Annotated in this window: 16 protein-coding genes; 5 read left to right on the forward strand and 11 right to left on the reverse strand. The window is 72.5% G+C overall.

What is annotated here, in order from left to right; genetic code table 11:
- The first annotated feature begins 104 nt into the window (after nt 1-104).
- Both J2W20_RS14755 and J2W20_RS14760 read left to right on the forward strand, forming a co-directional pair.
- Nucleotides 105-680, forward strand: a complete 576-nt coding sequence (locus J2W20_RS14755; RefSeq protein ID WP_307007450.1) for a TetR/AcrR family transcriptional regulator — start codon at nt 105-107, stop codon at nt 678-680.
- A 146-nt stretch (nt 681-826) separates the two neighbouring features.
- Nucleotides 827-1,969: an ABC transporter permease gene (locus J2W20_RS14760; RefSeq protein WP_307007451.1), complete on the forward strand. Its 1,143-nt coding sequence runs from the start codon at nt 827-829 to the stop codon at nt 1,967-1,969.
- Between the two features lie 14 nt (nt 1,970-1,983).
- On the opposite strand, the gene J2W20_RS14765 is transcribed toward J2W20_RS14760, so the two are convergent.
- A complete protein-coding gene (locus J2W20_RS14765) occupies nt 1,984-2,127 on the reverse strand; it encodes a hypothetical protein (protein ID WP_307007452.1) in 144 nt (47 codons plus the stop codon).
- Between J2W20_RS14765 and J2W20_RS14770 the strand changes: the two genes are divergently transcribed.
- Nucleotides 2,105-2,665 carry an ABC transporter ATP-binding protein gene (locus J2W20_RS14770; protein WP_307007453.1) on the forward strand — a complete coding sequence of 187 codons (561 nt, stop codon included), beginning with the start codon at nt 2,105-2,107 and terminating at the stop codon, nt 2,663-2,665. The two genes, J2W20_RS14765 and J2W20_RS14770, sit on opposite strands and share 23 nt — an antisense overlap.
- A 41-nt stretch (nt 2,666-2,706) precedes the next feature.
- On the opposite strand, the gene J2W20_RS14775 is transcribed toward J2W20_RS14770, so the two are convergent.
- The 9 genes from J2W20_RS14775 to pcaH all read right to left on the reverse strand — a co-directional run bounded on the left by J2W20_RS14775 (nt 2,707) and on the right by pcaH (nt 10,512).
- On the reverse strand, nt 2,707-3,537 hold the full coding sequence (locus J2W20_RS14775) for an IclR family transcriptional regulator domain-containing protein (RefSeq protein ID WP_307007454.1): 831 nt from the start codon (nt 3,535-3,537) through the stop codon (nt 2,707-2,709).
- Nucleotides 3,538-3,569: 32 nt separating this feature from the next.
- The gene (locus tag J2W20_RS14780; RefSeq protein ID WP_307007455.1) at nt 3,570-4,277 is read right to left on the reverse strand and encodes a 3-oxoacid CoA-transferase subunit B; all 708 of its coding nucleotides are present in this window, start codon (nt 4,275-4,277) and stop codon (nt 3,570-3,572) included.
- Between the two features lie 4 nt (nt 4,278-4,281).
- Nucleotides 4,282-4,950, reverse strand: coding sequence for a 3-oxoacid CoA-transferase subunit A (locus tag J2W20_RS14785; protein WP_307007456.1), 669 nt, complete (start codon nt 4,948-4,950; stop codon nt 4,282-4,284).
- A gap of 9 nt (nt 4,951-4,959) precedes the next feature.
- Nucleotides 4,960-6,207, reverse strand: coding sequence for a thiolase family protein (locus J2W20_RS14790; RefSeq protein ID WP_307007457.1), 1,248 nt, complete (start codon nt 6,205-6,207; stop codon nt 4,960-4,962).
- Entirely contained in the window at nt 6,204-6,674 is a 471-nt protein-coding gene (gene pcaC / locus J2W20_RS14795; protein ID WP_307007458.1) for a 4-carboxymuconolactone decarboxylase, read from the reverse strand. The genes J2W20_RS14790 and pcaC overlap by 4 nt, the downstream gene beginning before the upstream one ends.
- Nucleotides 6,671-7,525 (reverse strand): alpha/beta fold hydrolase, encoded by an 855-nt coding sequence (locus J2W20_RS14800; RefSeq protein ID WP_307007602.1) that lies wholly within the window; start codon nt 7,523-7,525, stop codon nt 6,671-6,673. Before J2W20_RS14800 ends, pcaC begins: the two co-directional genes overlap by 4 nt.
- Before the next feature lie 69 nt (nt 7,526-7,594).
- Complete coding sequence (locus J2W20_RS14805) at nt 7,595-9,094, reverse strand: lyase family protein (RefSeq protein ID WP_307007459.1); 1,500 nt, start codon at nt 9,092-9,094, stop codon at nt 7,595-7,597.
- A gap of 19 nt (nt 9,095-9,113) precedes the next feature.
- Nucleotides 9,114-9,704 (reverse strand): protocatechuate 3,4-dioxygenase subunit alpha, encoded by a 591-nt coding sequence (gene pcaG, locus J2W20_RS14810; RefSeq protein ID WP_307007460.1) that lies wholly within the window; start codon nt 9,702-9,704, stop codon nt 9,114-9,116.
- Nucleotides 9,694-10,512 (reverse strand): protocatechuate 3,4-dioxygenase subunit beta, encoded by an 819-nt coding sequence (gene pcaH / locus J2W20_RS14815; RefSeq protein WP_307007461.1) that lies wholly within the window; start codon nt 10,510-10,512, stop codon nt 9,694-9,696. Before pcaH ends, pcaG begins: the two co-directional genes overlap by 11 nt.
- Before the next feature lie 275 nt (nt 10,513-10,787).
- Here pcaH and J2W20_RS14820 point away from each other — a divergent pair, with 275 nt between their 5' ends.
- Both J2W20_RS14820 and J2W20_RS14825 read left to right on the forward strand, forming a co-directional pair.
- Entirely contained in the window at nt 10,788-11,708 is a 921-nt protein-coding gene (locus tag J2W20_RS14820) for a multidrug DMT transporter permease (RefSeq protein WP_307007462.1), read from the forward strand.
- A gap of 5 nt (nt 11,709-11,713) precedes the next feature.
- Complete coding sequence (locus J2W20_RS14825; protein ID WP_307007463.1) at nt 11,714-12,547, forward strand: glycosyltransferase; 834 nt, start codon at nt 11,714-11,716, stop codon at nt 12,545-12,547.
- A gap of 97 nt (nt 12,548-12,644) precedes the next feature.
- Here the strand turns inward: J2W20_RS14825 and J2W20_RS14830 are convergent, their stop codons facing one another.
- Entirely contained in the window at nt 12,645-13,205 is a 561-nt protein-coding gene (locus tag J2W20_RS14830; RefSeq protein WP_307007464.1) for a hypothetical protein, read from the reverse strand.
- Nucleotides 13,206-13,234: the final 29 nt, after the last annotated feature.

The following is a 13,234-nucleotide window of genomic DNA, read 5'->3' on the forward strand; positions in this document are numbered from 1 at the left end:
CCCTGTCGCCGTGGTTCCCCTCAGCCTAAACCCGCGCCCCTCGGCCCGGACGGCGCCGACGCCCGGGGGCTGATGACAGCGCCGCGGGGACCCATAATGGTCCGGTGCCGAAGATCTCCGCCCCGACCGTCGCCGAGCACCGCGACGCCCAGCGCACGGCACTGATCCGGGCTGCCGAGGCGGTCCTCCTGGAGGGCGGCCTCGCGGCCGCGACTCCTCGCGCCGTGACCGAGCGCGCCGGCCTTGCCCGCTCGAGCTTCTACGACTACTTCCCGTCCAAGGACGACCTGCTGGTGGCCGTGGCCCTGCGGGCCTTCGAGCAGTGGAACGAGGAGATCGGCGTCGAGCTCGCCGAGGCCGCGCCGGGACTCGAGCGGCTGCGCGTCTTCGTCGAGGCGACCCTGCGCATGACCGCCGACGGGAAGCACGGGCTCGCCACCTCGCTGCGGGAGGCCGAGCTGACGCCGAAGCGGCGCGAGGACATCGGCGCCCTGCACGCCGCCCTGTTCCGGCCCCTCGAGCAGACGCTCGCCGAGCTGGGTCACTCCGACGCCACGCTGTGGGCCTACCTCGCCCAGGGCGTGCTCGGCGCCGGCGTCCAGCTGGTCGAGCACGGGGCCAACCATCGGGCCGTGGCGGACTCGGCGTTCCAGCTCCTCACCCGGGGCCTGCCCGCCTGACGCCCGGCTCCCGGCCCTGAGGAGCCCTTCGCCGGCCGCGCGCATCCGCGAGCCGACTCTCCATTTTTGCCGACACCACCCGGTAGCTGACATACTGTCGGCATGATTCCGACACGAAGTCGGAAAGATGCCTCCAAGGAAGTGACATGTTCCTCGCTCTGCGCGAACTCAGATTCGCCCGCGGCCGGTTCACCCTCATGGGTGCCGTGATCTCCCTGATCGCCGTGCTCGTCGTCCTGCTCTCCGGCCTCTCCTCCGGCCTCGTCAACGACGGGGTCTCCGGCCTCAAGTCCCTCAGCGCCACCGCGTTCGCCTTCGACAAGGGCACCATCAAGGACAACGCCTTCAGCCGTTCCCTCGTGGACGGCAAGCAGCTCCAGGCCTGGCGGGACGCGCCGGGGATCGAGCACGCCGAACCGATGGGAGTGAGCATCGTCAACGGCACCACGTCCTCGGGCCACCAGGTCGATCTGACCCTCTTCGGGGTGCAGCCCTCCGGGTTCCTCGCCCCGGCGGCGGCCGAGGGCAAGGGCCTCGGGGCGCCCGAGGGGATCGTCGTCTCGTCCACGCTCAAGGCGAAGGGCGTGGCGGTCGGCGACACCGTGACGCTGGACCGGATCGGGACCGTCCTGACGGTCGCCGGCTTCACCGACGGCCAGGCCACCTTCGGCCACGTCGACGTCGCGTACCTCCCGATCGGCACGTGGCGGCTGCTCGCCTCCGCAACCGCCAAGCCCGGCGCACCCACCCAGGCCCAGGTGGACGCGGCCGACTACCCGTACTCGAGCGTGGTCGCGCTCAAGGCGGCGCCCGGCCGGTCCCCCGACTACTCCGCCCTCGACGCCGGCGCCGGCACCATGACGATGACCAAGGCGCAGGCGTTCAACGCGTCCCCCGGCTACGAGGCGGAGACCCTCACGCTGAGCATGATCCAGGTCTTCCTGTACGCCATCTGCGCGCTCGTGGTCGGCGCCTTCTTCACCGTCTGGACCATCCAGCGCACCCAGGAGATCGCGGTGCTGCGCGCCATCGGCGCCTCGGGCGGCTACCTCCTGCGCGACGGGCTCGCCCAGGGCGCCCTCCTGCTCCTCGCCTTCACGGCCCTCGGCCTCGCGGTCGGCGTGGGCTTCGGCGCCATGATCCCGGACGCCGTCCCCTTCGCCCTCGAAGCGGCCCCCATCGGCATCGCGACCGCGCTCACCGTGGTGCTCGGGCTGCTCGGCGCGGCCGTTGCCGTCCTGCGCATCACGCGCGTCGATCCCATCACTGCGCTCGGAGGAAACCGATGACCACGCACTCAGCATCATCCGCGGCCGTGCCCGCCCTCGAGGTCTCGGACCTCGTGCTCGAGCTCGGCGACGGCAAGGTCCGCGCCCTCGACTCGGTGGACCTGCGGGTCGAGCCGGGCGAGTTCACGGCCATCGTTGGGTCCGTCCGGTTCCGGCAAGTCCTCGCTGCTCGCGGTGGCGGGCCTGCTCGCGAAGCCGACCTCCGGCGTCGTGCGCGTCCACGGCACGGAGGTGGCGGGCCTCGGGAAGGGCGCGGCGGCCCGGTTCCGGCTGGCGACCATCGGCTTCGTCTTCCAGTCGGCGAACCTGATTCCCGCCCTGACCGCCGCCGACCAGCTCCGCCTCGCGGCGCGCCTGGCGGGGAACCGCTCGCTGGATCCCGGGCCCCTGCTCGAGGCCGTCGGCATGTCGCACCGGGCGGACCACCGGCCCGGCCAGCTCAGCGGCGGTGAGCGCCAGCGGGTGGGGATCGCCCGGGCCCTGGTCAACCGGCCGAGCCTGCTGCTCGTCGACGAGCCGACGGCTGCCCTGGACCGCCGCCGCAGCCACGAGGTCGTCTCGCTCCTCGCGGACCAGGCGCGCGAGTCGGGCGCGGCCGTGGTGATGGTGACGCATGACCGGGATGTCCTGGTCCACTGCGACCGGGTGCTAGAGATGTCCGACGGCCGCCTGGCGGAAGCCGGCGTGCCGGCCTGACGCGCCCCATCCCGGATGCCCGGGGAGCCCGCGCGGTCGCCTCAGGCGGCCCCGACCGCGCGGGCGGCCTCGGCGATCGACACCGCGGCGGCGCGCAGCTCGGGCACGAGGCGGGCGAGCTCGGCGTCGCGCCCCGCATCCCGGCCGTCGCCGTCGATCCGCGCGGAGAGGGCCATGTTGATTGCGGCGAGCGTGCGCCCGTCCGCCCCCAGCACCGGGACCGCGAGCGAGCGCAGGCCCACCTCGAGCTCCTGGTCGACGACGGCGTACCCCGCCTCGCGCACCCGGCGCACCTCGGCTTCGATCGCCTCGCGCGAGGTCAGGGTGCGCGGCGTGAGCGGGGTGAGTTCCGCGCGGGCGAAGTAGGCAGCGAGCTCGGCCGGCGGGAGGGCGGCGAGCAGGACGCGGCCCATCGACGTCGCGTGCGCGGGGAACCGCGTGCCCGGCGAGATGCCCACCGAGATGATCCGGCGTGTGTGGATCCGGGCCAGGTACACGATGTCGGTGCCGTCGAGGATCGCGAGCGAGGTCGACTCGCCGTGCCGGTGCGAGAGCTCCTCGAGGATCGGCTGGGCGAGCTCGGGCAGCTGCTGGCCGGAGAGGTAGGCGTAGCCGAGCTGGAGCACGAGCGGGGTGAGCGCGAAGGTCCGCCCATCCGTGCGCACGTACCCCAGCTCGACGAGCGTGTGGAGGAACCGGCGGGCCGTGGCCCGCGTGAGCGCCGTCCGCGCGGCCACCTCCGAGAGCGTCATCTCCTGGTGCTCGGCGTCGAACGCGCGCACCACGGCGAGCCCGCGCGCGAGCGACTGCACGAACGCGTCGCCCGGTCTCGACTCCGCGTCGCTCCGCTCAACCACCGGGGGTTCGGCCACGGGTTCCTCTCTGCTGGCAGGCTGCTCTGGGCTCAGGCGGCGGGCAGCAGCGGCACGTCCACGAGGCCCTGGAGGCCCTCGAAGCTGATGCCGAACGTCTCGCGGACGCGCACGCCCTCCTCCGTGATGAGGAAGACCGCCTTCTCCGTGTACACCCGGGTCACGCAGCCCACGCCGGTCACAGGGTACGTCAGCTCGGGGACGAGCTTGGACTTCCCGTCCTTGGTCAGCAGCGTCATCATCACGTAGACGTCCTTCGCGCCGGTCGCGAGGTCCATCGCGCCGCCCACGGCCGGGATCGCGTCCGGGGCGCCGGTGTGCCAGTTCGCGAGGTCCCCCGTCGCGGAGACCTGGAACGCGCCGAGCACGCACACGTCGAGGTGGCCGCCGCGCATGATCGCGAACGAGTCGGCGTGGTGGAAGTAGCTCGCGCCCGGCAGCTCGGTGACGGGGATCTTGCCCGCGTTGATGAGGTCCTGGTCGATCTGGTCGCCCACCGCGACCGGGCCCATCCCGAGCATCCCGTTCTCGGTGTGCAGCGTGATGTCCTGCTCCTCGGTGAGGTAGTTGGACACGTTGGTGGGCTGGCCGATGCCGAGGTTCACGAAGGAGCCCGGCGCGATGTCCTTCGCCACCAGCTTGGCCATGTCGTCGCGGCCCAGGGGTGCGTCGCTGCTCTGGGGCACGGTGCCCGAGGCGGTGTCCGCCGAGGTGAGGTCCGACGTCGTCTGCTCGCCCATGCTTTCAGCCCACCTTCACGATCGTGTTGACATAGATGCCCGGAGTGATGACGTTCTCGGGGTCGAGGCCGCCGACCGGCACGACCTCGGCAACCTGCACCACGGTGTGCTTCGCGGCGGCGGCCATGATGGGGCCGAAGTTGCGGGCGGTCTTGCGGTAGACGAGGTTGCCCTTGCCGTCCGCCTTGAGGGCCTTGATGAGGGCCACGTCGGCGTGGATCGGGGTCTCGAAGACCTGCCACTTCCCGTCGAGGAAGCGGGTCTCCTTGCCCTCGGCGAGCATGGTGCCGTAGCCGGTCGGGGTGAAGAAGCCGCCGATCCCGGCGCCCGCGGCGCGGATGCGCTCGGCGAGGTTGCCCTGCGGGACGAGCTCGAGCTCGATCTCCCCCGCGCGGTACTTCGCGTCGAAGTGCCACGAGTCGCTCTGCCTCGGGAAGGAGCAGATCATCTTCTTCACGCGGCCCTCCTTGATGAGGAGCGCGAGGCCCTCGTCGGCCTGGCCCGCGTTGTTGTTGACCACGGTGAGCTCCTTCGCCCCGCCCTGGAGCAGCGCGTCGATGAGCTCGAACGGCTGCCCGGCGTTGCCGAATCCGCCGATCATCACGGTCGAGCCGTCCCGGACGGCCGCCACGGCCTCCGCGGCGGTGTCCTTGAACTGGAGTGTGTGTGCCATGCCGGTCCCTTACTTCGCGTTGACGTTCTCGAGCACCACTGCGAGGCCCTGGCCCACGCCGATGCAGATGGCCGCGACGCCCCACCGCTGGCCGCTGCGCTGGAGCGAGCGGGCGAGCGTGCCGAGGATGCGGCCGCCCGAGGCACCGAGCGGGTGGCCCATCGCGATCGCGCCGCCGTGCTGGTTGACGATCTCGGGGTCGATCTTCCACGCGTCCACGCAGGCGAGGGACTGGGCGGCGAAGGCCTCGTTGAGCTCGACGGCGCCGACCTCGTCCCAGCCGATCCCCGCCTTGGCGAGGGCCCGGTTCGCGGCCTCGACCGGCGCGAAGCCGAAGTACTGCGGCTCGTTGGCGGCGGCGCCGCGGCCGGCGATGCGCGCGATCGGCTCCAGGCCCAGCGTGCCCGCGGCGCCCTCGGAGCCGAGCAGCACGGCGGAGGCGCCGTCGGAGAGCGGGGAGGCGTTGCCGGCAGTGACGGTGCCGCCCGCCGTCGTCCCCGAGCGGTCGCCGTTGTCCTTGCGGAACACGGTCTTGAGCCCGGCGAGCTTCTCGGCGGAGGAGCCGGGACGGATGCCCTCGTCGCGGGTGAGGTCGGTGCCGGGCACCGGGACCACGAGGTCGTCGTAGAAGCCGGCGTTCCACGCGGCGTCGGCGAGGTTGTGGGAGCGGGCGGCGAACTCGTCCTGGCGGTCGCGGCCGATCGAGAAGCGCTCGCGCAGCTGCTCGGTCGCCTCGCCGAGGGAGACGGTCCACTCGGCGGGCATGTTCTTGTTCACGAGGCGCCAGCCGAGCGTGGTGGAGGCGAGGGCCATGTCGCCGGCCGGGTAGGGCTTCTCGGTCTTGGGCAGGACCCAGGGCGCGCGGGACATGGACTCGACGCCGCCCACGAGCATGACGTCGGCGTCGCCCACCTGGATCTGGCGGGAGGCGATCATCGCGGCGTCGAGGGAGGAGCCGCAGAGCCGGTTCACCGTGGTGCCCGGGATCGAGACCGGCAGGCCCGCGAGGAGGGTGGCCATGCGGGCCACGTTGCGGTTCTCCTCGCCGGCACCGTTGGCGTTGCCGAAGATGACCTCGTCGATCGCGCCGGGCTCGCCGCCCGCTCCCTCGAGGGCCTCGGGGGTCAGGCCCGGGGCGCGGTCCACGATCGAGCGGACCATGTGGGCCGCGAGGTCGTCGGGGCGGACGCCGGCCAGGCCGCTGCCGAACTTGCCGAACGGGGTGCGGATGGCGTCGTAGACGAACGCGTCAGTCATGAGTTCGAGTCCTTAGTGCTGTCTGCATCAATCTGGTCGAGGGTCTTCTGGGCCACCTTGAAGGCGGTGTTGGCCGAGGGGACCCCGCAGTAGATCGCGCTCTGCAGGATCACCTCCTTGATCTCGTCCCGCGTGAGCCCGTTGCGCAGGGCGGCGCGGACGTGCATCGCGAACTCGTCCCAGTGCCCGTGCGCGATCATCGCGGTGAGCACGGCGACCGAGCGCATCTGGCGGCTGAGGCCGGGCCGCGTCCAGATGCCGCCCCACGCGATGCGGGTGATCATGTTCTGGAACTCCGCCGTGAACTCGGTGGTGTTCGCGTTGGCGCGGTCCACGTGCTCGTCGGAGAGCACCTCGCGGCGCACGGCCAGGCCGCCGTCGTACAGCTCGCGCTGGGTGGCGTCGGGCTGGACGGCCCCGGCCCGCTCCTGCGGGACCCAGTTCTCGCCGGCCTGCTGGTGGCTCATCGCGCCTCCTGCCCGGCGCCGGATCCGTCCACGCCGCTCACCGTGCGGGCGGCCGCGGCGAAGTGCTTGCGGAGCAGGTCTGCGACGAGGGCCGGGTCCTCGGTGGGCGCGATGTGCGCCACGCCCGGGACCTCGACGGCGGTGCCGTCCTGCGCGTGCTCGGCCATCCACCGGGCATCGGCGATGGGGCAGACCGAGTCGAATTCGCCGGCCACAGCGAGGAACGGCACCGCGATCTCGCCGAAGCGGTCGCGGACGTCGTACGCGGCGATGGCGCGGCAGACCGCCGCGTAGCCGAACCGGTCGGCGTCGCGCAGGGTGTGGAGGAGGCGCGAGGACTCGGTGGGGTGGGAGCCCAGGAAGCCGGGGGCGAACCAGATCTCGGCCGAGGCCTGCAGGCGGACGGCGGTGCCCTGCTTGGCGACCTGGTCGGCGCGCTCGGCGTAGCCCTCGGCGCCGTTGAAGCGGGCCGAGGAGCAGAACATCGCCAGGCTCAGGAGCCGTTCGGGGTGCCGCAGGGCCAGTTCGGCGCCCGTGGCGCCGCCCACGGAGTCGCCGGCGTAGTGGAAGCGGACCGGCCGTTCATCACCGCGGGCTGGGACGATCGAGTCGACGAGGGCCACGACCGCGTCCGCGAGTTCCCCGATGCTGAACTCGGTGTCGGGGTCCGCGGCGGGCGAGATGCCGTGGCCGGGCAGGTCCCAGCCGAGGATGTCGTAGTCGTCGCCGAGGAGGCGCGCGGCGTCGTCCCACATGACGGTCGAGGTTCCGAGCGACGGCCCGAGCACCACGAGCTCCTTGTCCCCGAGCTGCTCGCGCGGGCTGAGGCGGACGGCCTTGATCTTCGGCATGCTCACGTGCTGGTCCTTTCCTTCAGGTGTCACTGGATGTCGTGGAGCGGGTCTCAGCGTGGCGCAGGGTCAGGCCCTGCGGAGCTGGCCCCGCAGCGGTTCGCGGAGCTGGGCCGCGGTGGCTTCGTAGTCGGCGAGCACGCGGTCCACGATCCCGGCCGCGTCGCCGCGGTAGCCCGCCGGGTCGAGCAGCTCGTCGAGGCGGGCATCGGTCACCGTCTCCGTGCGCACGACGCCGCGCAGCGCCTCGCGCAGGACCCTCGCCTGCTCGTCGGTCCCGGCGCCGTCCCTGGCCGCGCCGATCGCGGCATCGACGGCGGACTGGACGCCCTCGCGGCCGCCCTCGGCCACGGGGGCGAGCTCGAGCATGAGCCGCTCGCTCGTCAGCAGCGGCCCGGAGATTGCGAGGTTGGCGCGCATGCGCCCAGGGAAGACCCGCAGCCCTTCGGCGAGCTCGCGCAGGGCGGCCGCCGCGCCCGAGGCCAGGCGCAGGAGGGTGCGGAGGGCGGGCCACTCGGTGTGCCACGCGCCGCCGGTGCGCTCGTCCTCGGCCAGGGCCGCGGCGAGCTCGACCTGCGCTGCGTGGGCCGGGGCCTGGAGCGCGGCGGAGCGGATGAGGGTCGAGAGGGCAGGGTTCTGCTTCTGCGGCATGGCCGAGGAGACGCCGCGCCCGGCGGCGAGCGGCTCGCCCAGCTCCCCGATCTCGGGGCGTGAGAGGAGCATGACGTCGTTGGCCACGTGGCCGGCTGCCGTGCAGGCGGCGGCGAGGGCGTGGGCGAGGTCGGTGACCGGCCCGCGGAAGGACTGCCACGGTGCGACGGCCGCGTCCAGGCCCGCGCGGCGGGCCCAGTCGGCCGCCAGTGTGGCGGGCTCGGCGCCGAGCGCGACGAGGGAGGCGTTGGTGCCCGCTGCTCCCCCGCACTGGACGGGGAAGCGGAGGCCCGCGAGCCGGGCCTCGGCGTGGGCGATGCCCTGGAGCCAGTTGGCGGCCTTGAGCCCGAAGCTCGAGGGGAGGGAGTGCTGCGCGAGGGTGCGGGCCACCTGGGGGGTGTCCCGGTGCTGCGCCGCGAGGTCCGCGAGGGCGTCCGCGGCGGCCGCGAGGTCGGCCGCGATCCCCACCACGGCGCGGCGGCCCACGAGCTGCAGCGCCGAGTCGAGCACGTCCTGGCTCGTGAGCCCCTGGTGGACTGCGCCCTTCCCGGGACCGTCGGGGTCCGCATCGGCAACGGAGGCCCGCAGCGCCTTCACCAGGGGGATGACGGGGTTCCCGCCGCCCTGGCCCGCCTCGGCGAGCCGGGCCGGGCTGAGCGGCCCCGCCGGGGAGCCGGCGGCAGCCCGCACCACGGACCGCACGGCCGCTCCCGCACCCCGGCCCGCGAGGCCGGCGGCCTCGAGCGCCTCGGCCCAGCACGCCTCGAGGTCGGCCATCGCGGCGACCAGTGCGGCGTCGCCCGTCGGGGCCGCCACGGAAGGCGAGGCCCAGACGGGGGCGAGCAGGCCGACGTCGGCCGGGTCGAGGCTGGCGGGGCCGGCTGGATCGCCGGCGGGGCGGGGGGCGGGAACCGTCATCGTGTCTTCCTTGCCCGGGCTAGGCCTGGCCGTGGAAGTCGAGGAACACGGTCTCGTCCTCGCCCTGCAGCCGGATGTCCCAGTGGAGCGAGCCGTCGGCGAGGCGCTCTGCGACGAGCGTCTTGCGGCGGGCGGGCTCGAGGGCGGACAGGACGGGGTCGTTCGCGAGGGCCTCGGCGTCTTCGGGCAGGTACACGCGGGTGAACAGGCGGTTCAGCAGGCCGCGGGCGAACACGGTCACGGCGATGAACGGCGCCTTGCCGGGCTCGGTGGGTCCGGGGTTGACCGTCGTGAAGACGTACTTGCCCGTGTTGCCCACCGCGACGCGGCCCCAGCCGGTGAACGTGCGGCCATCGCGGACCAGCGAGCCGGTCTCGGCGACCACGTTGCCCTTGGCGTCCGCCTGCCAGATTTCCAGCAGCGCGTCCGGAATCGGGTCGCCGTGACCGTCCAGCACCGTGCCGTGCAGCGTGATGCTGTCCGGGGAGCCCGGCGGTACGAGCTCCCCGCCCTTCTCGAACGGCAGCGCGAAGCCGTAGAACGGGCCGATGGTCTGCGCCGGCGTCTCGGTCAGGCTGGTCTTCGTGCTGTTCACGTTCTCAGTGCTCATCGTCGCCCTGCTCTCCGTAGGCTTCGTTCTCGGTCCAGGTGCGCTTCGGGCCGGTGAGGACGATGTCCCACTCGTAGCCGAGCGCCCACTCGGGCGAGGTCAGGTCGTGGTTGTACTTGGCGATCAGGCGATCGCGGGCATCCTGGTCCACGATCGACTGGTAGATCGGGTCGAGCGGGAACAGCTGGTCTCCCGGGAAGTACATCTGCGTGATGATGCGCTGGGTGAACTCCGAGCCGAAGAGGCTGAAGTGGATGTGCGCGGGGCGCCACGCATTGAGGTGGTTCTTCCACGGGTAGGCGCCGGGCTTGATGGTGAGGAACTCGTAGGAGCCGTCCGGGCCGGTGATGCAGCGGCCGACGCCGGTGAAGTTCGGGTCGATGGGGGCCGGGTGCTGGTCGCGCTTGTGGATGTAGCGGCCGGCCGAGTTGGCCTGCCAGATCTCCACGAGCTGGCCCGCGACGGGGCGGCCGTCGCCGTCGAGCACCTTGCCGCGGAGCACCATGCGTTCACCGAGCGGCTCGCCGTTGTGCTGGATGGTCAGGTTCGACTCGAGCGCATGCACGTCCTGGTGTCCGAACGCCGGGCTGTAGAGCTCGATCGTCTCGGGATCGGCATGGTGCAGGCTCTTGGTGGGGTGCCGCAGGATCGAGCTGCGGTACGGGGCGTAGTCGACGCGGGGCTGCGTCTCGGCGGGTGCCCCTGCGGCGCGCCCGGCCTTGTAGGACTCCTCGATGTCCCGGATCTCCTGGCTGACGATCGCCTGATTGTCAGCCGCGGCGTCCGACGACTTGACGGGCTCGCCCATGGGCTCTCCTCCTCTAGCTTCCTTGCAGAGTCGTTTCTCAGCAGAGTGCCCCGCACTTCGCCTGGCATCCTCTGTCAGAGTAGCGCGATGTTCGCATCCTGCACAAGTGTTCGGCATGCGAACACCATATGCCGCCGAGGACGTACGGGGCTGTCCTGCCAATGTAGGACGGGGCCCGGATGTGATCTATAGAACTTCCGATGAACGGAAGAAGTGGATTGGCGTGGTGCCGTGCCCCGCGTTTCATCGCCCTGCCCTGCGGGTACTGGACGCAGATGCTGACGGGAGCCGTGGCCATGGGCCACGCGGCGAAGGTCTTCTCCTCGACCCACTGGTTCGGGATCCCCATCGCGCTGCTCGGCGCCGTCTTCCTGGCCTTCGGGACCATCTTCCAGGGCCGCGGGGTCGGCGCCCACGGGACGCGGGAGACGAGCCTGCGGACCCTCGCGCGCAGGCCCGTCTGGCTCGCCGGGAGCGCGATGCTCGGGGCGGCCGTGCTGCTGCAGCTCGCCGCCCTCCGGTTCTCCCCCCTCATGGTGGTCCAGCCGATCGGCGCCGCGGCGCTCGTGGTGACAGCCCTCGCCAACGCCCGCGGGTCCCGCCAGGCACCCGGTGGCCGGCAGACGGCGGCGATCCTGCTCAGCGTCGCCGGCATCGCCGCGTTCGTCGCCGTGGCCTCTGCCTCGGCGCAGGACGTCGAGATCAGCGACGCCCATCTGCGCACGATCCTGATCCTCCTCGCCATGGCGGTCGCCGCGGGGCTCCTCGTCAGCGCCCGCAACCGCTCGCGTCCCAACGCCACCCTGTCCACGGCCGCGGCCGGTGTGCTCTACGGCTTCGTCGCGACCCTCGTGAAGGCCGTGATCGGCCGGCTCGTGCAGGGGGACTTCGCGTGGCTCTCGATCGTCGGCGTGGCCGGGCTCGCCGTCGCTGTCGTCATCGGGGCCCGCCTCGTCCAGAAGGCCCACGCCGGCGGCAGCGACGAGCTCGTCGTGGCCGGCCTGACCGTAGTCGACCCGATGACGGCGGTCGGTCTCGGGATCGCCGTGCTCGGCGAGGCCGACGCCGCCCCGCCGGCCGCCTTTGCGGGCTTCCTCGCCGCCGGGGCCGCCGCCGTGGCGGGCGTGTGGCTGCTCGCCAGGCCCGCGGGCCAGCGCCGGTCCGCCGGGACGGGCGGCCGGACGAGGGAAGGATGACGGGCATGGGCGCCGTGTCGATCGTGATTCCCGCGTTCAACGAGGAGGCCCTCATCCGTCGCAGCCTCGAGGCGGCTGTCGGCCAGACCGTCCCCGCCCGGGAGATCCTCGTCGTCGACAACGGCTCCTCCGATGCCACGGCGCAGGTGGTCCGGCAGTTCCAGTCGGCACATCCGGGCCACGGCGTGCGGCTGGTCCGACAGGACGGGGCCTCGGGCATCGTGCCCACGCGCAACCGTGGCTTCGACGAGGCCCGCGGCGAGGTCATCGGGCGCTTCGACGCGGACAGCCTCCCCTCCCCGGACTGGGTGGAACAGGTCGAGGCCTGCTTCGCTGACGGCACCGTGGCGGCGGCGACCGGCCCCGTGTACTACTGGGACCTGCCCTTCCGCCGCCTCCTCCTGGCCGCCGACAGGCTGGTGCGCCGCGCGATGCTCCAGGCGGTCCCGAACGAGTTCCGGTTCCTCTTCGGCTCCAACATGGCCCTCCGCGCGAGCGCGTGGAAGCTCATCCGCGGCGAGACCTGCCCGGACGAGCACGACCGCCTGCACGAGGACATCGATCTGGCCCTCCATCTGGCCGGTCGGGGCCTGCGCATCGCCTACAGCCCGTCGATGGTCACGGGCATCTCTTCCCGCAGGCTGGACGACTCGCCGCGGGACTTCGTCTTCTACGTCACCCGGTTCGGCCGCACCTACGCCGCGCACGGCATCCACTCCAAGCGCCTGAAGGCACCGACGGTGTTCTTCCTCGGCATCTACCTCCCGGCGAGACTGGTGCGGAGCGCCTACCGCCGCTGGTCGCGGAGTCCGTCCGGGGAGCCTCCGGGTGGCCGCTGAGCGCCTTGGGCTAGGGGCGAGGCGCAGGGCCACGAGCTCCCCACACAGAAAACGACCCGGCGGCCAGAAGGCTGCCGGGTCGTTCCGCGTCAGGAAATCAGGCGCGGCGCTGCTTGCGCACGAAGCCGAGGGTCGCAACGATCGCGACGCCGAGGACGAGGGCGCCGGCACCGATCCAGACCATGAGCATCGGGAGCGAGGCACCCGTCTCGGCCAGGGCGGCGCCACCGGCGTTGCCCATCGAGGCGCTCGTGCCGGTGTTGGCGACGCTGGCCGGGACGACCGTGATGGTGGCGGTGCCGACGTTGCCCGAGGTGAGGCCCTTGGCGGTCAGGGTGTAGGTGCCCGAGGCGTCAGCCGGAAGGGTGACGTTGAAGGACACGGCGCCCGTGGCGGAGGCCTGCTTGGTGAACTGGGTGGTGACCGCGGCCTTCACGACCGAGAGGGTCACTGCCGTGTTCCCGGTCACGGAGGCGCTGACCTCCTCGTTCGGGGCGAAGGAGCCAGCAGCGAAGTTGACGGTCACGGTGCCGCCGGGCGTCGCATCGCCGGCGACGGTGATGTTGTTGCTCACGACGTAGGCGGCGTTGGCGGCGGACGGCGCAGCGACCAGCGCCGCAAAGGCGACGGCTAGGACTGCGATGGCTTTCTTCAGCATCACGAGGCTCCCCCAGAAGGATTGATAGT

It is taken from the genome of Sinomonas atrocyanea (assembly GCF_030812675.1).
Lineage (GTDB): Bacteria > Actinomycetota > Actinomycetes > Actinomycetales > Micrococcaceae > Sinomonas > Sinomonas atrocyanea_B.

Bases quoted from the DNA above. Each gene is read 5' to 3' on its own strand.
- J2W20_RS14785 (WP_307007456.1), bottom strand. From the start codon at position 4,950: ATGGCACACACACTCCAGTTCAAGGACACCGCCGCGGAGGCCGTGGCG.
- pcaH (WP_307007461.1), bottom strand. From the start codon at position 10,512: ATGGGCGAGCCCGTCAAGTCGTCGGACGCCGCGGCTGACAATCAGGCG.
- J2W20_RS14830 (WP_307007464.1), bottom strand. From the start codon at position 13,205: ATGCTGAAGAAAGCCATCGCAGTCCTAGCCGTCGCCTTTGCGGCGCTG.
- J2W20_RS14820 (WP_307007462.1), top strand. From the start codon at position 10,788: ATGCTGACGGGAGCCGTGGCCATGGGCCACGCGGCGAAGGTCTTCTCC.
- J2W20_RS14780 (WP_307007455.1), bottom strand. From the start codon at position 4,277: ATGGGCGAGCAGACGACGTCGGACCTCACCTCGGCGGACACCGCCTCG.
- pcaC (WP_307007458.1), bottom strand. From the start codon at position 6,674: ATGAGCCACCAGCAGGCCGGCGAGAACTGGGTCCCGCAGGAGCGGGCC.
- J2W20_RS14790 (WP_307007457.1), bottom strand. From the start codon at position 6,207: ATGACTGACGCGTTCGTCTACGACGCCATCCGCACCCCGTTCGGCAAG.
- pcaG (WP_307007460.1), bottom strand. From the start codon at position 9,704: ATGAGCACTGAGAACGTGAACAGCACGAAGACCAGCCTGACCGAGACG.
- J2W20_RS14805 (WP_307007459.1), bottom strand. From the start codon at position 9,094: ATGACGGTTCCCGCCCCCCGCCCCGCCGGCGATCCAGCCGGCCCCGCC.
- J2W20_RS14800 (WP_307007602.1), bottom strand. From the start codon at position 7,525: ATGCCGAAGATCAAGGCCGTCCGCCTCAGCCCGCGCGAGCAGCTCGGG.
- J2W20_RS14760 (WP_307007451.1), top strand. From the start codon at position 827: ATGTTCCTCGCTCTGCGCGAACTCAGATTCGCCCGCGGCCGGTTCACC.
- J2W20_RS14825 (WP_307007463.1), top strand. From the start codon at position 11,714: ATGGGCGCCGTGTCGATCGTGATTCCCGCGTTCAACGAGGAGGCCCTC.